18 protein-coding genes, 1 tRNA gene and 1 pseudogene are annotated in these 23122 nt (G+C 57.4%); 10 read left to right on the top strand and 10 right to left on the bottom strand.

The genetic code is table 11. The features are described 5' to 3' along the window. Window position 1 precedes the first annotated feature (1 nt). The 8 genes from EHN06_RS17165 to pnp all read left to right on the top strand — a co-directional run bounded on the left by EHN06_RS17165 (window position 2) and on the right by pnp (window position 9223). Window positions 2-86, top strand: a tRNA-Leu gene (locus tag EHN06_RS17165). A gap of 359 nt (window positions 87-445) precedes the next feature. Beyond that, window positions 446-907, top strand: coding sequence for a ribosome maturation factor RimP (rimP, locus tag EHN06_RS17160; RefSeq protein WP_127333731.1), 462 nt, complete (start codon window positions 446-448; stop codon window positions 905-907). A 42-nt stretch (window positions 908-949) separates the two neighbouring features. Further along, complete coding sequence (gene nusA / locus EHN06_RS17155; protein WP_127333730.1) at window positions 950-2443, top strand: transcription termination factor NusA; 1494 nt, start codon at window positions 950-952, stop codon at window positions 2441-2443. Window positions 2444-2461: 18 nt separating this feature from the next. Then, window positions 2462-5032 carry a translation initiation factor IF-2 gene (gene infB / locus EHN06_RS17150; protein WP_127333729.1) on the top strand — a complete coding sequence of 857 codons (2571 nt, stop codon included), beginning with the start codon at window positions 2462-2464 and terminating at the stop codon, window positions 5030-5032. After that, on the top strand, window positions 5032-5454 hold the full coding sequence (gene rbfA / locus EHN06_RS17145) for a 30S ribosome-binding factor RbfA (protein ID WP_127333728.1): 423 nt from the start codon (window positions 5032-5034) through the stop codon (window positions 5452-5454). The genes infB and rbfA overlap by 1 nt, the downstream gene beginning before the upstream one ends. Further along, entirely contained in the window at window positions 5451-6371 is a 921-nt protein-coding gene (gene truB, locus EHN06_RS17140; RefSeq protein WP_127333727.1) for a tRNA pseudouridine(55) synthase TruB, read from the top strand. The genes rbfA and truB overlap by 4 nt, the downstream gene beginning before the upstream one ends. 91 nt (window positions 6372-6462) lie before the next feature. Continuing rightward, complete coding sequence (rpsO, locus tag EHN06_RS17135; RefSeq protein WP_127333726.1) at window positions 6463-6732, top strand: 30S ribosomal protein S15; 270 nt, start codon at window positions 6463-6465, stop codon at window positions 6730-6732. A 376-nt stretch (window positions 6733-7108) separates the two neighbouring features. After that, window positions 7109-9223, top strand: coding sequence for a polyribonucleotide nucleotidyltransferase (pnp, locus tag EHN06_RS17130; RefSeq protein WP_228257496.1), 2115 nt, complete (start codon window positions 7109-7111; stop codon window positions 9221-9223). Window positions 9224-9433: 210 nt separating this feature from the next. Here the strand turns inward: pnp and EHN06_RS17125 are convergent, their stop codons facing one another. The 3 genes from EHN06_RS17125 to EHN06_RS17115 form a co-directional block, all read right to left on the bottom strand. Then, on the bottom strand, window positions 9434-10309 hold the full coding sequence (locus EHN06_RS17125; RefSeq protein ID WP_127333724.1) for an alpha/beta hydrolase: 876 nt from the start codon (window positions 10307-10309) through the stop codon (window positions 9434-9436). Beyond that, window positions 10279-12144 (bottom strand): DUF4105 domain-containing protein, encoded by a 1866-nt coding sequence (locus EHN06_RS17120; RefSeq protein ID WP_127333723.1) that lies wholly within the window; start codon window positions 12142-12144, stop codon window positions 10279-10281. Before EHN06_RS17120 ends, EHN06_RS17125 begins: the two co-directional genes overlap by 31 nt. 89 nt (window positions 12145-12233) lie before the next feature. Further along, window positions 12234-12698, bottom strand: a complete 465-nt coding sequence (locus EHN06_RS17115; RefSeq protein ID WP_127333722.1) for a DUF3015 domain-containing protein — start codon at window positions 12696-12698, stop codon at window positions 12234-12236. Between the two features lie 326 nt (window positions 12699-13024). On the opposite strand from EHN06_RS17115, the gene EHN06_RS17110 reads away from it, so the two are divergent. Beyond that, on the top strand, window positions 13025-13459 hold the full coding sequence (locus EHN06_RS17110; protein ID WP_206075678.1) for a hypothetical protein: 435 nt from the start codon (window positions 13025-13027) through the stop codon (window positions 13457-13459). A gap of 87 nt (window positions 13460-13546) precedes the next feature. On the opposite strand, the gene EHN06_RS17105 is transcribed toward EHN06_RS17110, so the two are convergent. From EHN06_RS17105 to EHN06_RS17080, 6 genes are all read right to left on the bottom strand, one after another. Beyond that, entirely contained in the window at window positions 13547-14248 is a 702-nt protein-coding gene (locus EHN06_RS17105; RefSeq protein ID WP_127333721.1) for an ABC transporter ATP-binding protein, read from the bottom strand. A 9-nt stretch (window positions 14249-14257) separates the two neighbouring features. Then, window positions 14258-15013 carry a high-affinity branched-chain amino acid ABC transporter ATP-binding protein LivG gene (gene livG, locus EHN06_RS17100; RefSeq protein WP_127333720.1) on the bottom strand — a complete coding sequence of 252 codons (756 nt, stop codon included), beginning with the start codon at window positions 15011-15013 and terminating at the stop codon, window positions 14258-14260. A 6-nt stretch (window positions 15014-15019) separates the two neighbouring features. Next, window positions 15020-16291 carry a high-affinity branched-chain amino acid ABC transporter permease LivM gene (locus EHN06_RS17095; protein WP_127333719.1) on the bottom strand — a complete coding sequence of 424 codons (1272 nt, stop codon included), beginning with the start codon at window positions 16289-16291 and terminating at the stop codon, window positions 15020-15022. After that, window positions 16291-17214 carry a high-affinity branched-chain amino acid ABC transporter permease LivH gene (gene livH / locus EHN06_RS17090; protein ID WP_127333718.1) on the bottom strand — a complete coding sequence of 308 codons (924 nt, stop codon included), beginning with the start codon at window positions 17212-17214 and terminating at the stop codon, window positions 16291-16293. The genes EHN06_RS17095 and livH overlap by 1 nt, the downstream gene beginning before the upstream one ends. Before the next feature lie 162 nt (window positions 17215-17376). After that, a complete protein-coding gene (locus EHN06_RS17085) occupies window positions 17377-18489 on the bottom strand; it encodes a branched-chain amino acid ABC transporter substrate-binding protein (RefSeq protein WP_127333717.1) in 1113 nt (370 codons plus the stop codon). Between the two features lie 161 nt (window positions 18490-18650). Continuing rightward, the gene (locus tag EHN06_RS17080) at window positions 18651-19529 is read right to left on the bottom strand and encodes a tetratricopeptide repeat protein (RefSeq protein ID WP_228257495.1); all 879 of its coding nucleotides are present in this window, start codon (window positions 19527-19529) and stop codon (window positions 18651-18653) included. Window positions 19530-19875: 346 nt separating this feature from the next. On the opposite strand from EHN06_RS17080, the gene EHN06_RS17075 reads away from it, so the two are divergent. After that, window positions 19876-20370 (top strand): MarR family winged helix-turn-helix transcriptional regulator, encoded by a 495-nt coding sequence (locus EHN06_RS17075; RefSeq protein WP_127333715.1) that lies wholly within the window; start codon window positions 19876-19878, stop codon window positions 20368-20370. A gap of 115 nt (window positions 20371-20485) precedes the next feature. On the opposite strand, the pseudogene lon reads toward EHN06_RS17075, so the two are convergent. Beyond that, a pseudogene (gene lon / locus EHN06_RS17070) lies at window positions 20486-22935 on the bottom strand (endopeptidase La). Window positions 22936-23122: the final 187 nt, after the last annotated feature.

Genomic DNA, 23122 nt, shown 5'->3' with positions numbered 1-23122 from the left:
TGCCCAGGTGGTGGAACTGGTAGACACGCTATCTTGAGGGGGTAGTGGCGAAAGCCGTGCCGGTTCGAGTCCGGCCCTGGGCACCATATAGAAGAAAAACGGCTTGGAGTTTCCAGGCCGTTTTTTTTGGTCAGTCCTTGACCAGTCTTGCCGGCATCTCTATACTCCGGCGGATATTGGAGCAGGCTCTGGGCAGTGCCCGGCCGGCTTCTGGCAGGCCAGGTGTCTGTCAGCAGGAAACGTTTTGAATGGGTTGTTTCCTGTGAGTTCTTGCAACAAAAGGCCCCACTCGTTCGGGGCTTTTTGATTAAGGGGCCTGGCGCATCAGGCCCTGGTGCATAAAAAGGGCTGATCAACAGCCCTTTTTTTGTTTCCGGGGTCCGGAAAACTCCGGGGTTCGGGGAATCCCGGAGTTTGGAAATCAAAAGATGGAGACAGTAAAACCTTGTCAGCCAAGCTAAAGCAACTGGAAGACATATTGCGGCCGGTCGTTGAAGGCCTGGGGTACGAGTTCTGGGGCGTGGAATTTCGCTCACAGGGCCATCATTCCCTGTTGAGAATTTTTATTGACGATGCCGAGAACGGCATCGGCATAGAGGACTGTGAAAAAGTCAGCCGGCAAGTCAGTGGCGTCATGGACGTGGAAGACCCTATCCAGACCGAATATACCCTCGAGGTGTCCTCTCCGGGGATGGATCGACCGCTATTTCGTCCTGAACAGTACGAGGCCTTTGCCGGTTACCAGGTCCAGTTGAAGTTGCGAATGGCTTTTGAGGGGCGTCGCAAGTTTCAGGGTCTGATCAAGGGCGTGGAAGGCGATGACGTCGTGATCGTAGTCGACGACCACGAATATCTGTTGCCGTTTGACAGTATCGAGAAAGCCAACATCGTTCCGGTTTTTGAGTAAGTCGGTGGACGCAAAGTTTATTTTTAAGGGCAGGGCAATCCAATGAGTAAAGAGATCTTGCTGGTGGTTGAATCCGTCTCGAACGAAAAAGGTGTCGAGAAGGATGTCATTTTTGAAGCAATTGAGCTGGCGCTCGCCACCGCTGCCAAAAAACGTTACGAAGATGAAGAAGCCGATATCCGGGTTTCCATCGATCGTCGCACCGGCGAATACGAAACCTTCCGTCGCTGGCTGGTTGTCGATAACGATGCCGTTCCGGCGCTGGGCACCGAGCTCACCATGCAGGAAGCGGAAGAGATCGATTCTGCGCTGAAGCCTGGAGATATCCACGAGGAGAAGGTGGAATCGGTAGCCTTCGGTCGGATTGGCGCCCAGGCAGCCAAGCAGATTATTTTCCAGAAGGTTCGCGAAGCTGAGCGCACCAAGATTGTCGACAGTTACCGTGACCGTGTTGGCGAACTGGTCTCCGGCACCGTCAAGAAGGTTACCCGTGACAATGTCATCGTCGATCTGGGTTCCAATGCGGAAGCGTTACTGCCGCGTGAACACCTGATTCCACGGGAAACTTTCCGTATGGGCGATCGTGTTCGTTCCCTCCTGCTGGAGATTCGCACCGATCATCGCGGTCCCCAGTTGATTCTGAGTCGTACCGACCCACAGATGTTGATCGAGCTGTTCCGCATTGAGGTTCCGGAAATCGCCGAGGATCTGATCGAGATTCGCGGCGCGGCCCGTGATCCCGGCTCCCGTGCCAAGATTGCGGTGAAGACCAATGACCGCCGCATCGACCCGGTTGGGGCCTGTGTGGGCATGCGGGGTTCCCGTGTCCAGGCCGTTTCCAATGAACTGGGTGGTGAGCGTGTTGATATCGTACTGTGGGACGATAACCCCGCACAGTTGGTGATCAATGCCATGGCACCGGCGGAAGTGGCGTCCATCGTAATGGATGAGGATCGTCATACCATGGAGGTGGCGGTCGCTGAAGATAACCTGGCCCAGGCCATTGGCCGTAACGGCCAGAATGTGCGCCTGGCCACCGAGCTGACCGGCTGGACTCTGAACGTGATGACGGAAGAGGAAGCGGGTGAGCGTCAGGAGCAGGAATACAATCGCCTGCTCGAGCATTTTACCAGCAATCTGGATGTGGATGAGGAGTTTGCCGGCGTATTGATCGAGGAAGGGTTTACGTCCATCGAGGAGGTGGCGTACGTCCCCATGGAGGAAATGCTGGCCATTGACGGATTTGATGAAGAGACCGTCACTGAGCTGCGTCGTCGTGCCAAGGATGTTCTGTTGAATCAGGCCCTGGCCAGTGAAGAGGCGCTTGAGGGCTCAGAGCCCGCAGAAGATCTTCTCGGTATGGAGGGTATGGACCGTAGCCTGGCTTTCAAGCTGGCAGGTATGGGGGTTCGTACCATGGAAGATCTCGCCGAGCAGTCAGTCGATGACCTGCTCGATATTGAAGGTATGGATGAAGAGCGTGCGGGGCAGCTGATTATGACCGCACGCGCACCCTGGTTTGAAGACCAGGCCTAATTCGGGAGGAGGACCTGTATGGCTGAAGTAACGGTAAAACAACTGGCCGCAGACGTAGGCGCTCCCGTGGATCGTTTGCTGAAGCAGATCGTTGAGGCGGGGCTGAAAGCCCGCTCCGAGAATGACTCTGTCTCCAGCGATGAGAAGCAGCAGTTGCTGGCTTATCTGAGAAAGAATCACGGTGATAGTAACGCAGAGCCGAACAAGATTACTCTGAAGCGTAAAACCACCACCACTCTCAAAGCCGGCCGCGCCAAGACAGTGAATGTAGAAGTTCGCAAGCGCCGCACATACATCAAGCGCGCCGAACTGGCACCGGAGTCGGAAGCTCCCCAGCCGGAAGAAACGGCGGCAGAAGCCCCTGCAGCGCAGGAAACGGCTCAGGAAGCACCGAAAGTAGCGGCAGAGCAGCCGGCCCAGCCGGAAGCTGATAAGGCAACCACTGCGGAAACGGCGCCGGCGGCAGAGTCAGCGCCGGCCGAAGACCAGCCTGCGGCGAAGGCGGAGCCTAAGAAGAAGGAAAAGGAAGAGGTCTCCATTCCTGCGCCTGAGGACATGCCGATTCCGCCGCCTGAGGAAGGCGAAGGCAAAGATCGCAAGCCGAAGAAGAAAAAGGAAAAGGTTCGTGAGCGCGGTGATGAGCCGGATGAAGGCAAGCCGAAGAAGAAATCCGCGGGTCACCGCGGACCTCGCAGCCGTCCGGTCGACGAGCCTCTGATTATCAATGAGGACGAAGAGGACACCACGCTACGCAAGCCACTGCGTGCGAAAAAGAAACCCAAAGAGAAGCGTCACGGCTTTGAGAGGCCGACCAAACCAATGGTTAGAGAAGTACAGATTCCCGAGACCATTACTGTTGGCGACCTTGCCCAGCGTATGGCGGTCAAGGCGGCAGACGTAATCAAGACGCTGATGGGCATGGGCGTTATGGCAACGATCAACCAGGCACTGGATCAGGAAACTGCGATCCTGGTGACTGAGGAGCTGGGCCATACTCCGAAAGCTGTCAGTGAAGATGCGTTCGAGGAAGAGGTTCTCAGCGAATTCTCCTTCGAGGGTAAGGAAAAGACCAAGCGGGCGCCGGTGGTCAGTGTCATGGGGCACGTTGACCACGGCAAGACCTCGCTTCTGGACTACATTCGCCGCACCAAGGTGGCGTCTGGCGAGTCCGGCGGTATTACCCAGCACATCGGTGCCTACCACGTGCAAACCGACCACGGCATGGTGTCCTTCCTGGATACCCCTGGTCACGCGGCCTTTACGGCAATGCGTGCGCGTGGTGCCCAGTGCACGGATATCGTGGTTCTGGTGGTAGCGGCTGATGACGGTGTTATGCCGCAGACCAAGGAAGCGGTACAGCATGCCCGTTCCGCCGGCGTGCCGATCGTTGTTGCCATCAACAAGATGGATAAAGAAGAAGCCGACCCGGACCGTATCAAGAACGAGCTGGCGAGTATGGATGTGATTCCGGAAGACTGGGGCGGTGATGTCCAGTTTGTCCCGGTTTCGGCGCACAGCGGTCAGGGCATCGACGACCTGCTGGAAGCCTTGGTGCTGCAGGCCGAAATCCTCGAGCTGGAAGCGTCTCCGGATGCACCGGCCAAGGGTGTAGTGGTCGAATCCAGTCTGGAGCGTGGCCGTGGTTCTGTTGCGACTGTGCTGGTCCAGAACGGTACCCTGCGCCAGGGCGACATGGTTGTAGCCGGCTCTTACTTCGGTAAGGTGCGCGCCATGACGGATGAAGCCGGCAAGCAGACCAAGGAAGCCGGTCCGTCCATTCCGGTCGAGATTCTTGGCCTGAACGGTACTCCAGATGCCGGCGACGAGTTCTTCGCCGTAGCCGATGAGAAGAAGGCCAAAGAGCTGGCCGAGTTCCGCCAGACCCGCGAGCGCGAGCAGCGTCTCCAGCGTCAGCAGGCGGCCAAGCTCGAGAACCTGTTCGAGAACATGGGCAAGGACGAGGTCAAAACCCTCAACGTTGTCCTCAAGACCGACGTGCGCGGTTCTCTGGAAGCCATCTCCAAGGCCCTGCAGGATCTTGGTAACGAAGAAGTGCAGGTCAAGATCGTGTCGTCTGGCGTCGGTGGTATTGCCGAAACCGACGTCAGCCTGGCGATGGCAACCAATGCCGTGATCTTCGGTTTCAATGTTCGTGCGGATACGGCGGCCAAGCGTCTGGTTGAACAGGAGGGTCTGGACCTTCGCTACTACAGCATCATCTACAACTTGATTGATGATGTAAAAGCGGCCCTGACCGGCATGCTTGCGCCTGAATTCCGCGAAGACATCGTGGGTATTGCGGACGTACGTGATGTCTTCCGTTCACCGAAGTTTGGTCAGGTGGCCGGCTGTATGGTGACCGAAGGCACTGTCTACCGTAACAAGCCGATCCGTGTGCTGCGTGACAACGTGGTTATCTTTGAAGGCGAGCTGGAATCTCTGCGTCGCTTCAAGGACGACGTACCGGAAGTCCGTAACGGCATGGAATGCGGTATCGGTGTTAAGGGCTACGATGTAAAAGTCGGTGACCAGATCGAAGTCTTCGATCGTGTCAGAGTCGAGCGTAAGCTCGAGTCCACGGGGGCCTGATGCCAAGAGAGTTCAGTCGTATTGATCGCATCGGCGATCAGATGCAGCGTGAGCTGGCCCAACTGATCCAGCGGGAAGTAAAAGACCCGCGGGTCGGCATGGTCACGGTCAATGCCGTCAAGGTAAGCCGCGACCTTGGGTACGCTGATATCTATGTGTCCCTGCTGTCCACGGAAGAGCTGACGGAAGAATCGCCCGAGGTCAAGGAATCCCTGGCGGTGCTGAACAAGGCGTCCGGATTCTTGCGCGGTCAGGTGGGTCGGGCCATGAAGCTGCGGGTCATGCCGCAGTTGAGGTTCCACTTCGATACTCTTCAGGGTTACAGCCGCAAGATGGATAACCTGATTCGGCAGGCCGTGGGTGACAAGCCAGCGGTCTCCGATGACGATACTTCCTCGGATGATCCGGAGCGAGACGCTTGAGTCGCAGACGCAAAGGCCGTGACGTTAACGGTATCCTGGTGATCGACAAGCCTCTGGATGTAACCTCCAATGGCATCCTGCAGCAGGTCAAGCGCCTGTTTGGTGCGGCCAAGGCCGGCCATACCGGCGCGCTGGATCCGCTGGCAACGGGTGTCCTTCCCCTCTGCTTTGGTGAGGCTACGAAGTTCTCCCAGATGATGCTGGACAGTGACAAGGCCTACATCGCCACGGCGAAGCTGGGCGTGCGCACCGAAACCGGTGACAGCGAAGGTGCTGTGGTTGAGGAGAAACCCGTGCCCGCGAGCCTGGATTCCGCCGCCCTGGAGCCGATACTGGAACGGTTTCGTGGTGATATCCAACAGGTGCCGTCCATGTACTCGGCGCTCAAGCACAAGGGGCGTCCGCTCTACGAATACGCCCGTGAAGGCATCGAGGTCGAGCGGCCTGCCCGCCCCGTCACCATCTACGAACTGACACTGCTTGATGTGCGTGATGATGAGCTGGATATCGCTGTCAGTTGTACCAAGGGTACGTATATCCGCTCACTGGTTGAGGATATCGGTGAGGCACTTGGATGCGGGGCCCATGTCACTGCGTTGCGCCGTACCATGGCTTCGGGTTTTACACTGGCAGATGCTTATCCTGTTGATAAGCTTGAGGCCATGCGCGAACGGGGCGAGAGTCTGGATGGCTTGTTAGTGGCTCCGGATGCGGCCCTGTCGATGTTCCCGGAGCGGGAGCTGAGCGGTCAGTCGCTGGTATCGATAATTAACGGACAACCAGTTAGAATATCGGGTCAGCCCGTTGATGGGTTCGTTCGCCTGTATGGCAATGAACGGTTCATCGGGTTGGCAGAAGCATTCCCGGAAGGGGAGGCCACCAGACTGGTGCCTCGCCGACTGGTGAAGAGCAGCTGACGCGGTTATCAATCGCGGAGGCTGGTTAGCCGGGCTGTAGAGATGCGTGGTTCGGCCGTATTCAATTGCATCGCAAACCATGAGGTGAGTTATGGCACTGTCTGCCAATGAGAAAGCACAGATCGTTCAGGATTTTCAGCAAGGTGATGGCGATACCGGTTCCCCTGAAGTTCAGGTGGCTCTGCTGAGCGCCAACATCAACAAGCTGCAGGATCACTTCAAGACCAACAAGCAGGATCATCATTCCCGCCGTGGTCTGATCCGGATGGTAAACCAGCGTCGTAAGCTGCTGGACTACCTCAAGCGTAAAAACGCTGACCGTTACCTGGAGCTCATCCAGCGTCTGGGTCTGCGTCGCTAATCCGGTCGTCTTAGCGACCTGACGGTTAACCGCCCGTGTTCGGGATGTGTTGACCATCAACTGGCGGGGTGCCTTGGGTGCCTCGCCAGTTGTGCTTTTCTCAGATCAGCAATGCTGCAGTGAGTTTGTTGGTGGTAATCGGGATTTCCTGTCGTAATGGAAAGCCGAAATTGATAGCAGGTTGTTGAAAAGCCCGGCTCTGAGTTCCCCATGCGGAATGATTGTCGATGCCCGGGGTTTTGCAACAGCCTGTTAGCTTTCAGGCGGGTTACCCTTCGGATTATCTCACGAACATCCTGTAGCTGTAGCGGCCAATCCGCAGGGGCGGAGAGGCCGAGTCAATTTGGACAAGATGATTTCAGGAGTTACCGTGGATCTGAATCCCGTAAAGAAAAGTTTTGAACTGGGTGGCAAGACCGTCACTCTGGAAACCGGTCGTATTGCCCGCCAGGCAACCGGTTCCGTTCTCGTCACTATCGACGACATTTCCGTTCTCGGTACTGTTGTTGGTGCCAAGGAAGCAAAGCCGGGGCAGCCCTTCTTCCCGCTGACCGTCAACTATTTCGAGAAGACCTACGCGGTTGGTAAAATTCCGGGCGGCTTCTTCAAGCGTGAAGGTCGTCCTTCCGAGAAAGAGACTCTGACTTCCCGTCTGATCGACCGTCCGATCCGTCCGCTGTTTCCGAACGGCTTCATGAACGAAGTCCAGGTCATCACCACGGTGATGTCCTCCAGCAAGAATCAGGATCCGGACATTGCTGCCATGCTGGCCGCCTCTGCCGCGCTGTCCATTTCCGGCATTCCGTTCGACGGTCCGATTGGTGCTTCCCGAGTGGCTTACACCAACGAAAAGGGCTACTTCCTGAACCCGACCTTTGAAGAGCTGCAAACCTCCCTGCTGGACATGGTGGTTGCCGGGACCGAAGACGCGGTTCTGATGGTGGAATCCGAAGCCAAGGGCCTGACCGAAGATCAGATGCTGGGCGCCGTACTGTATGGCCATCAGGAAATGCAGACCGCCGTAACCGCCATCAAGGAATTCGCCGCTGAAATCGGCAAGCCGCGTTGGGACTGGCAGCCAGAGCCGGAGAACACTGAGCTGCTGAATGCCGTCAAGTCCGAGGCTTCCGCTGCGATCGAGGAAGCCTACAACATCCGCGACAAGATGGAGCGTTACGCACGTCTGGGCGAGATTAAAACTGCGCTGGTCGAGAAGCTGGCGGGTGAAGAGGAAGGTCAGCCTTCCGAAGATGAGGTCAAGAAGTATTTCGGCAAGGTGGAAAAATCCATCGTCCGGAATCAGGTGATCGAAGGCAAGCCGCGTATCGATGGCCGTGACAACAAGACCGTGCGTCCGATTAATATTGAAGTGGGTGTTCTGCCCAGCGTTCACGGTTCTGCATTGTTCACCCGTGGTGAGACACAGGCTATTGTGACTGCCACGCTGGGTACTTCCCGCGATGTTCAGATCATCGATGCCCTGGAAGGCGAGCGCAAGGACCCGTTCCTGTTTCACTACAACTTCCCTCCGTACTCCGTTGGTGAAGCCGGTCGTGTGGGCACCCCGGGTCGTCGTGAGGTTGGTCACGGTCGTCTGGCAAAGCGTGGTGTTCTGGCGGTCATGCCGACCCTGGAAGAGTTCCCGTATGCTATCCGTGCGGTATCCGAAATCACCGAATCCAACGGCTCCAGCTCCATGGCCTCCGTCTGTGGTTCCAGTCTGGCGCTGATGGATGCTGGTGTGCCGATCAAGGCGCCGGTGGCCGGTATTGCCATGGGTCTGGTCAAGGAAGGCGACAAGTTCGCGGTTCTGACCGATATCCTGGGTGACGAGGATCACCTGGGTGACATGGACTTCAAGGTTGCCGGTACCAAAGAGGGCGTGACCGCCCTGCAGATGGACATCAAGATCAACGGCATCACCGACGAGATCATGGAAATTGCTCTGGAGCAGGCCCACGAGGCGCGTCTGCATATCCTCGGCGAGATGAACAAGGTGATCTCCGAGCCGCGTGCCGAGCTATCTGCCCGCGCACCGAGCATCACTGCGATCAAGATCAATCCGGACAAGATCCGTGATGTCATCGGTAAGGGTGGCGCCACTATTCGTTCCATCTGTGATGAGACCGGTGCTTCCATCGATCTGGATGACGACGGCAACGTGAAGATCTACGCGGATAACCAGGAAGCGGCCCAGGCGGCGGTTAACCGGGTTAAGGAAATCACGGCGGAGATTGAGGTTGGCGCTATCTACAAAGGCCGCGTTGAGCGCATTGTGGACTTCGGTGCTTTCGTTAACATCCTGCCCGGCAAGGATGGTCTGGTACACATTTCCCAGATCTCTGATCGTCGTATCGAGAATGTGACTGACGAGCTGAGCGAAGGTCAGGAAGTTCTGGTCAAGGTGCTGGATGTGGACAACCGTGGTCGCGTGAAGCTGTCCATGAAGGAAATCAAGGAAGGCGACGAGCCGACCGATTTCTCTGCCTAAGGTTATCCCCTTCAGGTAGGTCGGATTAGCCGTAGGCGTAATCCGACAAAAAAGCCCGCCACTCTTCGGAGTCTGGCGGGCTTTTTGTTGTCTGCTGATTTTGTGCCAGCAGGGGTTGGAAGGCTCCTTTCAACCCCTGCCCATAGTTCATCGGTGCCCTCTAAACGTAGGTCGGATTAGCCGCAGGCGTAATCCGACAATTGGTATAGGCTATTCAGGACTCCCTTCCATAAACCCTAGTACAGCCTCTTTATAAGCCGGGATCACGAACGTCGCCGCATGGGGCGTATCGGTCGGCAGAAACTGTTTGGGCTCATTCGCCGCCTCATACAATGCCTCCCCATGGTGAAACGGAATAATCCCATCCCGCACGCTATGGATAACCATCACCGGCACCGGGCTGATCCGCGATATGTGATCCACGCCCTCGTAGTCGTCGGTGATGGTCCGGCTCAGTGGTATCTGGAACGGCCAGGTCAGCCAGAAACTGCCCAGCTTTTCCTGCGCGATGCTGCGGAAGCCGGAGAAGGTGCCGTCCAGGATGACACCTTCAAGAGGTGGTTTTTCCTGCCGTTGTACCCATTCGCTGGCCAAGGCGATGCCGAGGGCGCCGCCCAGACTCTGGCCCAGGAGGTAAATCGGGCGATCATTGGTTTGTGATTGTTCCATTAACCAACGCAGGCCGGCTTCGCTGTCGTGCAGGGTGCCTTCTATATCGGGTGCGCCGGTGGAGCGGCCGTAGCCCCTGTAGTCGATGAGGAAGACGTTATAGCCTTTCTCGGGCAGCCAGGCGACGTTCATCAGGTGGCTGCTGATGTTCTGGGCGTTACCATGGAGGAAGTAAACGGTGCCCTTGGGGTCGCTTTCAGCGGCGTCTGCGGGCAGCCACCAGCCGTGGAGTTTTTCGCCGTCCGTGGTGTCGAGGAGCACGTCGTCATATTCGAGGTTGAGGCGGTCCGGGGTGATGTAGGTGACTTTGTCCGGATAGAAGAACACGCTGCTGCAGCCGGTTTGCAACAGCAGGGTCAGTGCCAGGCCGGCGCTGGCGAAACCTTTCAGAAGTAGGCGTGCAGACCCAGTTGCCATGTGGTGCGGTACCTGTCGTAGTGGGCTTCGCGACTGAATTCTCCGAACAGGCTGAAGTCCCGTCCGAAGTGCCAGCCGGCCCTGGTGTAAAGTTGGTCCTGGCGGTGCTGGTTGCCGACGATCCAGGCCTTGGTTTTGGCGCCGGCCATCAGGCTGAAGCGGTTGTTCTGGTGCAATAGCCCGAGGTCGGCGCCGGGGGCGGCGTCATAGCCTTTGCTGAGGTCGTTGTCGATTTCCAGGTCGGCGGTGGCCAGCGCAAAGGCCTGGATGCCGGGGCCAAAGTTCCAGCTGCCGCCGGCGCCGCCTTCCAGGTAGGGCGTGAACACCCGGTGGGTTTCGGTGTCGGTGCGACGTCCGCCAAAACCTACCTGCCAGGACAAGGGCGAGAAGAACTGGTTGCGGGGCGATAGTGAGCGGATTTCCACGCCAATAAGCTGTTCTGCCTGCAGTTCGTCGTTATCAGTGTAATAACGGGCATCAAAGCGCAGGAACTGTAGCTGGGCGCCGCCCCGGTACCCGGCAGGCGGGTCGAGAACGTCGTGGTACGCCGGACGCAAGGTCAGTTGGCTAAAGTTGCGGTCTCCCATACGACCGCCGGTGAGGCTGGCGCGAAAGGTGTCATGGCCCTGGTCGTCGCGTACTTCCGGTTCGGGTGGCTTTTCGGGGGCGGAGACATCGCGAATCCGGCTGCGGGTAGTGAGCAGGTCGTGCGATAGCGGAGCCGCATGTTCCCGCGGCCAGGCTTCGGCTTCACTCTGGTAACGCACGTAATCGTAGGTAGCGTCCAGTAGATGCGCTTTTTCCCGCTTGGGGAGCCGGTTGACCTCTTCGGAATCCACCGCCACGTAGCCGTTGGCAATCGCCGCCGCCAGTGTCTGGTGGTCCGCGGGCAGGTTGTCCAGTGAGTGGGTCACGCTGGTTGCCGCCGAAGGCCGGTACTTGACCTTTTCCACCAGCTCCTTGTCCACCACCCAGCGCACGGTATCCGAGGGGATGGCGTGGGTGCTGACTTCGTCGAGCAGGTCGGTGCCGGGTCGGGCCACGTCGATCAGTGCCAGCAGCCGATAGGCGCAGTTTTCGTCGAAGAAGTAGTAGTCGAAGTTGATGTCCTTCAGCTCCCAGGCATGGGCGAGCATCACGTCCACCTCGTCCTGGGTCAGGTTTAGCTGGTACTCCCACAGGTCCCGGTGTTCGATGTCGGAATACAGGCGCACCATCTCATAATAGGGTTTGATGGAGGTAATGCCCGGGTAGCCTCCGAAAATGCCCTTGTAGGCGAACAGGATTTCGCTGTCGTGGGCTTCTGCGTCCGCCGCGTAAGAGATGGTGTCAGCCAGCAGCAGGTCGGCTTCCTCGTCGTCCTGGGGAGGGTCCAGGCGGATGAACGTATGACCAAACATAGAGGACGGGCTGTTCAGGTAGGACGCCGCAAATACCAGAGTCACGGTTTCGGTGTTCAGGGTGTCTTTCCACTCATTGTAACCGGGACAGTCGATCTTGTTTCGGGGCAGATCCAACTGCTCTCTCAGCCAACGGTCCCTGGCGGGAAAACGGCAACGGGCGTGATCGTCGCCGTCGCCGGGTTTGCTGATGGCTGCTACCGTGGCCAGTAATTCGGCTTTGGGGGAGTGTTTGCCGCTCTCGCTGAGGAAAAAAGCGTCATCGTCGGCCTGGCTGGTATAGCCATCGGAATAACGGTCGGGCTGATAGTGGAGCAGGGTGAGCCAGTCGGGGTGTTCGTGAAGCTGTCCTGTATCGGGTAAGGGGGTGGCGGATGTGTGGGTGCCTGCTGCCAGCCATATCAGGGCCAGCCCGTACTGAAGCGTAGTGCGCATGAATAGTCAGTCGAATCCGGGTTGGGCGGATGGGTTATGTCAGCGAAGTGCGCCGTCCCTGGCGCAATGGGTCCCTTGATGTTGAAAGATCAGGCAGCCACGTACTTGCTGAGAGCCTCATCTTTTTCCAGCAGCGCCACGATAGCGTCTACCGCTTCGCCGGAGGTGGTTTCGGAGTTCGGGAAGATGGTTGCGAAGTTGTCCTGAAGGATCTGACGGAACGAGTCACGGTCCGCTTCATCTACGCCCAACAGCACCGCCAGGGTTTCCAGGTTCTCGCCGGAGCCGCGAGACATGTCACGGGCAACCTTGTCGATGTTGCTGTCCATATACATGGCCATGGATTGAACGGACTGGTTGGTCTGGCAGCCCAGCGTACCGGTAGTCATGCCGAAGGTCTGGTTACCGAACGTGCCGTTGGTGGTGGCCGCGAGAACGTGGGGGGCAATACCGGACTGGCCCTTCCAGATCATGGCGCCCACGCCACAACCAGGCTGTGCAAAAGCCATGGATGATGCGCCCAGAAGAATTGCACCTGCGATCAGTTTTTTCATTATCCACTCCTTGTTGTGGTCTAGCTTTCGTCGCTTGCCGTGCCGGTTTGCCTGCGTTCGTGGAATCGGCACGGTAACGGCCCTGACTGATTTCCCGTGGAGACAGGTTGACCGTTCCGTTGAGTATAGTCCAATTCCATGAAAAACAAGGTTACAGCGATGTGAGTGATTGATTTGTCCCGAAAAGAGTGGAAAATGTGATCACGTGTTCATATTCTAAAAAGAACTAACAAAATTAAAAGGTTATCAATATTGTTATATAAGGGTTCTTTGGGTATAGTGCGCGCGGCCATGAAGGCTTACACACAACATATGGAGATACTTCTGTGAAAAAAGCACTTATCGCATCCAGCCTGCTGCTGGCCGGCGCAATGACCGGCTGCTCCTCCCTGAACGTCAGCTCCAGCCCGGTTCCGCTCAACGGTTCCGTGGGTACCGATATCAAGGCCGATATCGAAGTTGGCGAGAAAATTACCGGTCAGTCCTCTGCCACCAAGGTTCTGTTTTTCACCATGAGTGATGACAATGAGTATGCAGATGGCATGGAATACGGTAACGGCGCCGGCGGCGCGTTCGGCCTGGGTGGCCTGGACCCGGTTGCTTCAGTCAAGTCCGCAGCTGCCTACAATGCCATCTCCGCTTCCGGTGCGGATGTCATTGTGGCCCCGCGTTACACCGTCAAGAAGAATGATTACCTGGTATATGGCACCATCGACGTAACCGTTGAGGGCTACAAGGGCACCATCAAGAGCGTGAAGTAATTACGTTCGGGTGTTCGATACAGAAAGGCCGGAGCATGACAGCATGCCCCGGCCTTTCTGTATCCAGTCGTACCGGTTTTTAGTTGCCTACCCCCCGAGATAGGCATTCTGGACATCCGGGTTAGCCAGCAGATTCTTGCCGGTGTCGTGCAGCCGGATCTTGCCAGTTTCCAGCACATAGCCCCGATCAGCCAGGTTCAGCGCCTGGTGGGCGTTCTGTTCGACCAGGAACACCGTAATACCCTCGTCCCGCAAATGTCCGATGATCTCGAAGATCTGCCTGATCACCAGCGGTGCCAGCCCCAGGGACGGTTCGTCCAGGATGATCATGTTCGGCTTGCTCATCAGCGCGCGGCCAATTGCCAGCATTTGCTGCTCGCCGCCGGACATGGTGCCGGCACGCTGGTGTTCGCGCTCTTTCAACCGCGGGAACAGTTCATAGACGTGATCCTGGCTCTTGCGGATTTCGGCCTTGGTGTTGAAGAATCCCCCCATATGAAGGTTTTCCTCTACGGTCAGGCCGGAGAACACACGCCGGCCCTCGGGAACTATCGAAATACCGGAGCGCATAATGGTGGCCGTGGGTTGGCGGGTAATATCCCGCCCCTCCAGAATGATCCGGCCGGAGCTGGCCTGGGGATTTCCGCAGACGGTCATCAGCAGTGTCGTCTTGCCGGCGCCATTGGCTCCGATCAGCGAAACAATCTCGCCCTTCCTGACTTCCACGGACACCCCGTGCAGCGCCTCGATCTTGCCGTAGTGGGTATGGACATCTTCTAGTACTAGCATGGAGTTTCCTCAGGCCTCACCCAGATAGGCTTTGATGACGTCGTCGTTGCTGCGGATTTCGTCCGGCGTGCCGTTGGCCAGGGGGCGCCCCTGGTTAATGACGTTGATGCGGTCGGAAATATCCATCACCAGACTCATATCGTGTTCAATAAGCACGACGGACACGTTGTAGTCTTCCTTGAGACTGACAATCAGTTGGTTCAGGTCCCGGGTTTCCGCCGGGTTGAGGCCGGCCGCAGGTTCATCCAGCATCAGCAGCTTAGGTTCGGTTACCATGCAGCGGGCAATTTCCAGCCGTCGTTGTTGGCCATAAGCCAGGTTGCCGGCGTCCCGGTTGGCGAGGTCCAGCAAGCCCACCCGATCGAGCCAGTAACTGGCTCGATCCAGGGATTTCTGTTCCCGCTCACGGTAGCTTGGCGTTTTCAGCAAACCGGAGATCAGGTTGGTATTCAGGTGGCGGTGCTGGGCGACCAGCAGATTCTCCACCACGGTCATCCGATTGAACAGGCGAACGTGTTGGAACGTGCGGACCATTCCCAGGCGGGAGATCCGGAAATCCGGTTTGCCCTGAACCTCGCGTCCTTCGAACAGGATTTTGCCACCGGTGGGTTTGTAGAAACCACTCATGCAGTTGAACACGGTAGTCTTGCCGGCACCATTGGGGCCGATAATGGACACGATTTCGTGTTCCTCAACGTCGAGGGAAACCTGATCGACCGCCAGGAGCCCGCCAAAGCGCATGGACAGATTCTGTACTTCAAGCATCGTCCGTTACTCCAGTTTTTGCAGTTCGATATGGATGCGACGCATGGGCATCAGACCCTGCGGGCGCCAGACCATCATCAGTACCATGGCGGCACCGAAGATCAGCATCCGGTATTCGGAGAACTCCCGGGCAAGTTCCGGCAGGATGGTGACTGCGATGGCCGCGAGGATGACGCCGAGCTGCGAGCCCATACCACCGAGTACCACAATCGCCAGAACGATGGCGGATTCCAAGAAGACAAACGATTCGGGGCTGATAAAGCCCTGTTTGGAGGCAAAGACAGTTCCGGCGAAGCCGGCGAAGAACGCGCCGATGGTAAACGCGGACAGTTTCACCGAGGTACGGCTCAGGCCCAGCGAGCGGGCAGCGATTTCGTCCTCCCGCAGGGCTTCCCAGGCGCGGCCGACCGGCATGCGCATCAGGCGGCGGATGACCAGGGCGGTAATGACGGCCAGAACCAGGGCAATCAGGTACAGAAAAATGATCTTGTGCTCGCTGCTGTAGGCGATGCCAAAGGTTTCATGGAAGGAAACGTTGCCTTCTTCCTTGACGCGCCGGCCAAACTCCATGCCAAACAGTGTCGGATCGGGAATGCCGCCAATGCCGTTGGGACCGCCGGTCAGGCTGGTCATGTTATTCAGCAGGATACGGATAATCTCACCGAAACCGAGGGTCACAATTGCCAGGTAGTCGCCCCTGAGCCGCAGTACCGGAAAACCCAGTACCAGGCCGAACAGGGCGGCCAGCAGGGCGCCAATGGGTAGTGCAAACCAGAAGGAAACCCCGTAATACTGGGACAACAGGGCGAAAGTGTAAGCACCGACGGCATAGAAGGCCACGTAGCCCAGGTCCAATAGCCCGGCGAGCCCGACCACCACGTTGAGGCCCAGGGCCAGCATAATGTAGATCAGCACCAGGGTGGCCAGATCGACCGACCCCCGGGATACGAAGAAGGGCCAGATCAGTGCCCCGATGATGATCAGTGTCAGAATGGTGGATTCCAGTTTCAGCCGTTTGCTTTGCTCCATGGGCTGGCGGTTGGCCAGTGGATTGAGTGCCGGAGCCTTGCCGAGAGCCCCCATGATGTTGTCGCGGAACAACTGGAACAGAAAGACAACCACTGCCGCGAACAGGACCGAAATAACGGTCTGGGTCGTGGCGCCTTCCAGGACGATATCCGTTCCCGACGCGACCAGGTTCAGGCCGAGGATCGGATAGGCAATGATCAGTGTGACAATGGCGCAGAACAGCGCGTGTTTCAGGTTATGTGCAGCCATCAGATCTTTTCCACCTCCGGTTTACCAAGCAGGCCGGTAGGCTTGAAGAGAAGAATGAGTATCAGCAGTCCGAAAGACACCACGTCCTTGTATTCCCCGCTGAGATACCCGGAAGTCATGCTTTCGGCAACGCCGAGGATGAGCCCACCCAACATGGCGCCGGGGATGCTGCCGATGCCGCCAAGCACCGCCGCGGTGAAGGCCTTCAATCCAGCGATAAACCCGAATAGTGGGTCGATGGAGCCGTAATACATGCCCAACAGAAGGCCCGCAACCGCCGCCAGGGCGGCGCCAATCACAAAAGTGGCCGAGATGATGCGGTTGGTATCGATGCCCAGCAGACTGGCCATGCCGAGGTCCTGGGAGACGGCACGGCAGGCACGGCCAATACGTGACCGGGATATAAACAGGGACAGCAGGGTCATGCAGATCAGCGTGGTGATGAAGATTGTAATCTGCATGTAGGAAATCGACGTCTGGAACGAGTCCGCGCTGCCGAAGCGGAAACCGCCCTCAATCAGTGCGGGAAAACCAATGTTGCGGGAGCCCTGGGCCAGGTGGACGTAGTTTTGCAGGAAAATGGACATGCCGATGGCGGAAATCAGCGGGATCAGCCGGTGGCGTCCACGAACCGGTCGGTAGGCGACCCTCTCGACTGCCCAGCCCATGGTGCTGGAAACAATCATGGCGCACACGAGCGCAACGATGAGGATCAGCGGAAGCCAGGCAATACCAAGGGCAGCGAGTCCGGTAATGGCAATCAGTGCGGTGTAGGCACCGATCATGTAGATCTCACCATGGGCAAAGTTGATCATGCCAATGATGCCGTAAACCATCGTGTAGCCGATGGCGATCAGGGCATAGGTGCTCCCGATCGTCAGCCCGTTAATAAGCTGTTGCAGGAAATAAAGGAGATCTTGCATTGTTGTGGGACTCCGAAAGCCTGCCCCCTCCACTGACCACACCTGACGCTCCGGGGTGCCGGCGCGGGTGCGGGAAGGATCAACAGGAACCTAGAAAAACACCTTCTCCCGGATCGCGGTGAGAAGGTGTTCTCATTGTTACCGTTTTTTAACAATTTCGGCTCAGTTTACCGGAGTTTTGCTGCCATCTGAATGCCATTCGTACACAACGAACTTAAAGGACTTCATATCACCTTTGTCGTCGTACTCAACGGTACCGATGGGGGTATTAAACGAGCCGCTGCGCAGGGCTTCTGCGACATCAAACGGATCGGTCGAGCCTGCCTGCTCAATACCTTCAGCGATAAGCTGGACGGCAGTATAGGAGGTCAGTACGAACGGGCCGGAGGGGTCCTCACCTTTTTCCTCGAACGCTTTAACCAGATCCCGGTTTTCTTCCTGTTGGTCGAAGCTGGGAGGGAGTGTGACCAGAAGGCCTTCTGCGGCGTCACCGGCGATGGTGTTGATGTCCTTGTTGCCAACACCTTCAGGGCCCATGAATACGGCATCCAGTTCGGCTTGTTGCGCCTGCCGCAGGATCAGCCCAAGTTCCGGGTGATAGCCCCCATAGTAGACATAGTCGACATCGGCTTGCTTCAGTTTGGTGATCAGGGATGAGAAGTCCTTGTCTCCGGCAGTAATCCCTTCAAACATGGCGATTTCAATGCCGGCGTTCTTCAGGGTGTCGCGGACTGCGGTGGCAATGCCTTCGCCATATTGCTGCTTGTCATGAACAATGGCAACGCGCTCGGGATTGAGGCTGGCAAGGTATTCCCCGGCAACCGGGCCCTGCATGCTGTCGAGGCCGATGGTACGGAATACCAGTTCGTATCCGCGCTCGGTGATGTCCGGGCTGGTGGAGGCCGGGGTTACCATCAGGATGCCTTCGTCTTCGTAGATGTCGGACGCCGGTTGGGTAGAGCTGGAACACAGGTGGCCGACCACAAAGCGAACGCCTTCGTTCACCAGGCGGTTTGCCACGGTGACCGCCTGCTTGGGATCGCAGACATCATCCACTTCCACGGCTTCCAGCATTTCACCGTTGACGCCGCCATCGGCATTGATGCGCTCAATGGCCATGCGGGCACCGGAGAACTGCATGTCACCATACTGCGCGACGGGGCCGGTCATCGGTCCGGCAATGCCAACCTTGATTTCGGCGGCAACATGCCCCGCGCCCATCAGGGCGATGGAAGTGCTAACAGCGGTTACGAGTTTCTTTACTGAAGTTCTCATTGGGTCTGTCCTGTCGTGTTCAGGGTTATTCTTATGTTCTCAGAGAGTTAAACAAACACCACACCCTACAGCTTGTCAAGCTAATCGGGCAGTCTTTGCTCCGGAACATCAAGCCTTGAAAATTCATAAGATGTTGCAGCAAAGACTGTGCCGCTGCCGGTCTAGTCATCCTGATGGTTGTCTTCGGTGTCCGGGAAAATGAGGGTCCTGAAACGGTCGTGATCCCGCAGTTGTTCGAAACTCGGATCCACTGAGGCATCGTCACGGTAGGCTTCGGAGATGTCGATGGCCTTCTGGAGTGTAGCCACGGCATCCTCCCAGCGCCCGATTTCAGCGTAGGCGCATGCCAGTTGATAGTGCGCATGGCCATTATCCGGTGCCAGTTTGAGTGCGCGTTGGCACAGGCTGATGGCCCATAAAGGTTCCTGCATCTCCAGCACTGCGTCGGCTTTGTAACTGAGGGCTTCCACGTCGTCCGGCCGCAGATCCAGGATCTGGTCGTAGGCGGAAATCTTGTTTTGTTGGGAGGTTTCTTGGCTGGCTTTGAGCCACAGGGAATGCACTTCGTTAGTGCGCTCAATCTCCGCCTGGTTCTGGTGGATTATGTCGGATTTCTGCTGCAGCTGTTCCTCAATGGATTTCAGTCGCTTTTCGTACTCTACCACCAGTTCGTTCACCCGTTTTTCGGCCAGGCTGGTGAGCTGGTTGCGCATGTCTCGTATGGAGTTCCAGCCGATCACCACCAGGATGGAGGTGGCACCGGCAATCAGGTAGAAGAAGTAAGTCACCGTGTCGGTGGCGTAGGACATGGTCTTGTCCGCAACGGACAGCTCTTTGTCGACGACCTTCTCGATGAGTTCCGCCCTGGTGTTCTGCATTTCTTTGCGCAGGGCTTTGCTTTCTTCCAGCAGGTAAAGTTCCACGAACGGGGTGTACATGGGCTTTTCCAGATTCTCAATGCGCTGTTCAACGTCTTCTGCACTGAGATCATCGGGTGGTTCCGTGGATTGCTGTGCCTGGGCGCTGGTGGCGATGAGCATGGTGAGCAGGAAGCCTGTGAGCAAAGGCAGCAACCGGGAACGGGGCTGAAGAGTCTGCTGGATGAAATGAGTGGTCATTGAGCCTTGTCCATGTACGGAATGTCTGAAAACGGTGACCTTAGCATAGTGGCTGTCTGAAAAAATGCTGGAAAATCGAATGGCTGGGTAAAATGCCGACTTGCAATTGCAGGAATAAAGACCTCTAATAGTTAGTGGTATAAATAAATTGCATGCAAGGACATTGAGGCTGAAGCCGATGGCGAGTGGCAAAGTGCTTTACTCGAAACAGGTAAACGCCTCCGATTTCAATCAGAATGGGGCCGTGATCCCGGATCGGAGTAGTGCCGTGAACAATTATGAACAGGTGCTGGTGGCACTGAGACGTGTCATTCGTGCAACCGACCTGCATTCCAAGCGCCTGAGCAAACATGCCGGTCTGACCGGGCCGCAGTTATTGATTATGCGGACGATCCGTGACCTGGGCGAGGTGACCATAGGGACCATCGCCGACAAGGTCAGCCTCAGCCAGGCGACGGTGACGACCATTCTGGATCGCCTGGAGCACCGGCAACTGGTCTACCGTGTGCGCAGTACCCGGGACAAGCGCAAGGTGCATGCGCATCTGACTGAGGATGGCGCGGATATCCTTGCCCGGGCGCCCCAGCCCCTGCAGGAGGACTTCATCAAGAAGTTCCAGAGCCTGCATGAGTGGGAGCAGACCATGATTATCGCGTCGCTTCAGCGGGTGGCCAATATGATGGATGCCGACGATATCGACGCCTCGCCGGTGCTCGATGTCGGGCCGGTGCTGAAGGACGATGGCTGGAAGGAGAAGGCCTGAATTGGGGGGCTGGCCCCTCCCCGAGGCCGACCTGCCATCTCGCTGCCACATTCCAGTAGGTCGGATTTACCGGTGAACGGCACAATGAGCGAAGCGTAATCCGACAAACCGGCTCTCAATGCACCGAAGACCCCCGCTTGGGCTTATCCCCGAAGCACACCTGAAACACATCGCTGTACTGCTTGGCAAAATTCACCGTCAGCCCCTCCTTCAGGTAGTCCGGCAGTTCCTCGTAATCTCCCCGATTCGCCTCCGGCAGGATCAGGTTATTGATTTTCTGCCGGCGGGCGGCGATGACTTTTTCGCGGATACCGCCAACCGGCAGCACCTGCCCGGTCAGGGTCAGTTCGCCGGTCATGGCGATGTTTTGTTGTGGCGCTTCGCGGCGGGCAATGGACAACAGGGCGGTGGCCATAGTGACACCGGCACTTGGGCCATCCTTGGGTGTTGCCCCTTCCGGTACGTGCAGGTGCACGAAGGATTTGTCGAAGAAGGTGGGGTCGCCCTTGAAGCGCTTGAGGTTTGATGACACGTAACTGTAGGCGATTTCCGCCGATTCCTTCATCACGTCCCCGAGTTGCCCGGTCAGTTTGAAGCCGCGCTGGGAGCTGTGGATGCGGGAGGCTTCGATGCTCAACGTGGCGCCCCCATGGCGGTCCAGGCCAGGCCGGTTACCACGCCGGTGCCCTTGAGGGATTTTTCCTTGCGGAAAGAGGGTTGCCCGAGGTAGGTCGCCAGGTCAGCTACGCCCACTTTCACCGGTGTGTCCGGATCTTCCAGTAAGCGCACAATGCCCTTGCGGATGATCTTGTGCAGCATTTTTTCCAGGTTCCGCACCCCGGCTTCACGGGCGTAGCCTTCTATGACCTGTTTCAGTGCTGCATCGGTGATATTCAGTTGTTTTTTCAGCAGCCCCACCCGTTTCAGCAGGCGTGGCATCAGGAAGTGTTTGGCAATGGCCAGCTTTTCCTCCGCGATGTAGCCGGACAGCCGGATCACATCCATGCGGTCCAGCAGCGGGCGGGGAATGGTGTCCAGTTGGTTGGCGGTACAGATAAACAGCACCTTCGACAGGTCCATGCGCACGTCCAGGTAATGGTCCAGGAACTCGCGGTTCTGTTCCGGGTCCAGGGTCTCCAGCAGGGCGGAGGCCGGGTCTCCCTGATAGGACGCGCCTATCTTGTCGATCTCGTCCAGCATGATCACCGGGTTGGACACTTTGGCGTCCTTCAGTGCCTGCACAAACTTGCCGGGCATGGCGCCAATGTAGGTGCGGCGGTGGCCCTTGATCTCGGCTTCGTCTCTCATACCGCCGACGCTGAAGCGGTAGAACTCGCGGCCAAGGGCATCCGCCACTGAATGACCGATGGAGGTTTTGCCGACGCCCGGCGGGCCGACCAGCAGCAGTATCGAGCCGCTGACTTCACCCTTGAAGGTACCTTCCGCAAGGAACTCGACAATACGGTCCTTGACGTCGTCCAGGCCATCGTGGTCGCGGTCCAGTATCCGGCGCGCCTCGGCCAGGTCGAAGTGGTCTTCGGATGTCAGGCCCCAGGGCACCTGGGTCAGCCAGTCCAGGTAGTTGCGTGTGACACCGTACTCCGGTGATCCCTGCTCCAGCACCTGTAGTTTTTCGATTTCGTCTTTGAAACGTTCGCTGACCTGTTCCGGCGGGTTCAGTTTTTCCATGCGGGCCTGGAAGCGCTCCACGTCCGCGGTCTTGTCGTCCTTGGCCATGCCCAGCTCGCGCTGGATGACTTTCAACTGCTCTCGCAGGAAGAATTCGCGCTGGTGCTTCTGCACCTTGTCGTTCACTTCCTCGCTGATCTCCGCCTGCAGGCGCGCCACTTCCTGTTCTTTGCGCATCAGCAGCAGCACTTTCTCCATGCGGCGGAGCAGGGGAACGGTATCCAGCACTTCCTGCAGTTCCTGGCCCCTGGCGCTGGTCATCGAGGCGCCGAAATCGGCCAGGGGGGAGCTGTCGTCCGGGCCGAAGCGGGACAGGTATTGCTTCACCTCTTCCCCATACAGGGGATTGGTGCGCAAAAGATCCTTGATGGCGCTGATGATGGCGAGAGTGTAGGCCTTGAGTTCATCGGCCTCTTCTTCGGGCTCTTTGGGGTACTCCACCTCCACCAGGTAGGGTGGCTTGCGACGTAGCCACTGGACAATGCGAAATCGTTGCAGGCCCTGGGCAATAAACTGGACCTTGCCATTTTCCTGCTGGGCGTGGTGTACCCTGACCGCACAGCCCATGGTTTCCAGTTCCTCACTGGCGGGGATGCTGTGCTCCGGGTCCGGGGTGTCAACAAAACAGATACCCAAGACCTTGTGGTCGGTTTCCCCTACACGCTTGAGGGTTTCGTTCCATGGATCCTGATTGACGACCACCGGCTGCACCTGCGCCGGGAAGAACGGGCGGTTGGACACCGGCAGGACGTACATGCGTCGGGGCATTAATTGTTGGGGAAGAGCCAGACCCTTGCTGTTCTCATCTTTACCGATGTATTCGGTGACGTCTTCCTGGAATTCTTCAAGAGAGTCATTACGGTTGTCTTCGTTCATACCGTGCCAGTATCCATTCGGAAAGTTGGGTTAGGGGCACGACCGCCCCGACGTGTCATTTATAGCTTATGTAACGTCAGTTGCAGGTATTTCAAGGACATCCCTCAAAGATGTACGTGAACCTTGAAATTCGTCGGCTTGCCCCCAATACCATGGCAAACGCAACGAACTTTCCCAACCTGTTCAG

This window comes from Marinobacter sp. NP-4(2019), from assembly GCF_003994855.1.
GTDB lineage: Bacteria > Pseudomonadota > Gammaproteobacteria > Pseudomonadales > Oleiphilaceae > Marinobacter.
The sequence above is the reverse complement of the archived record's forward strand: the minus strand, read 5'-3'. Positions and strand labels throughout refer to the sequence as shown.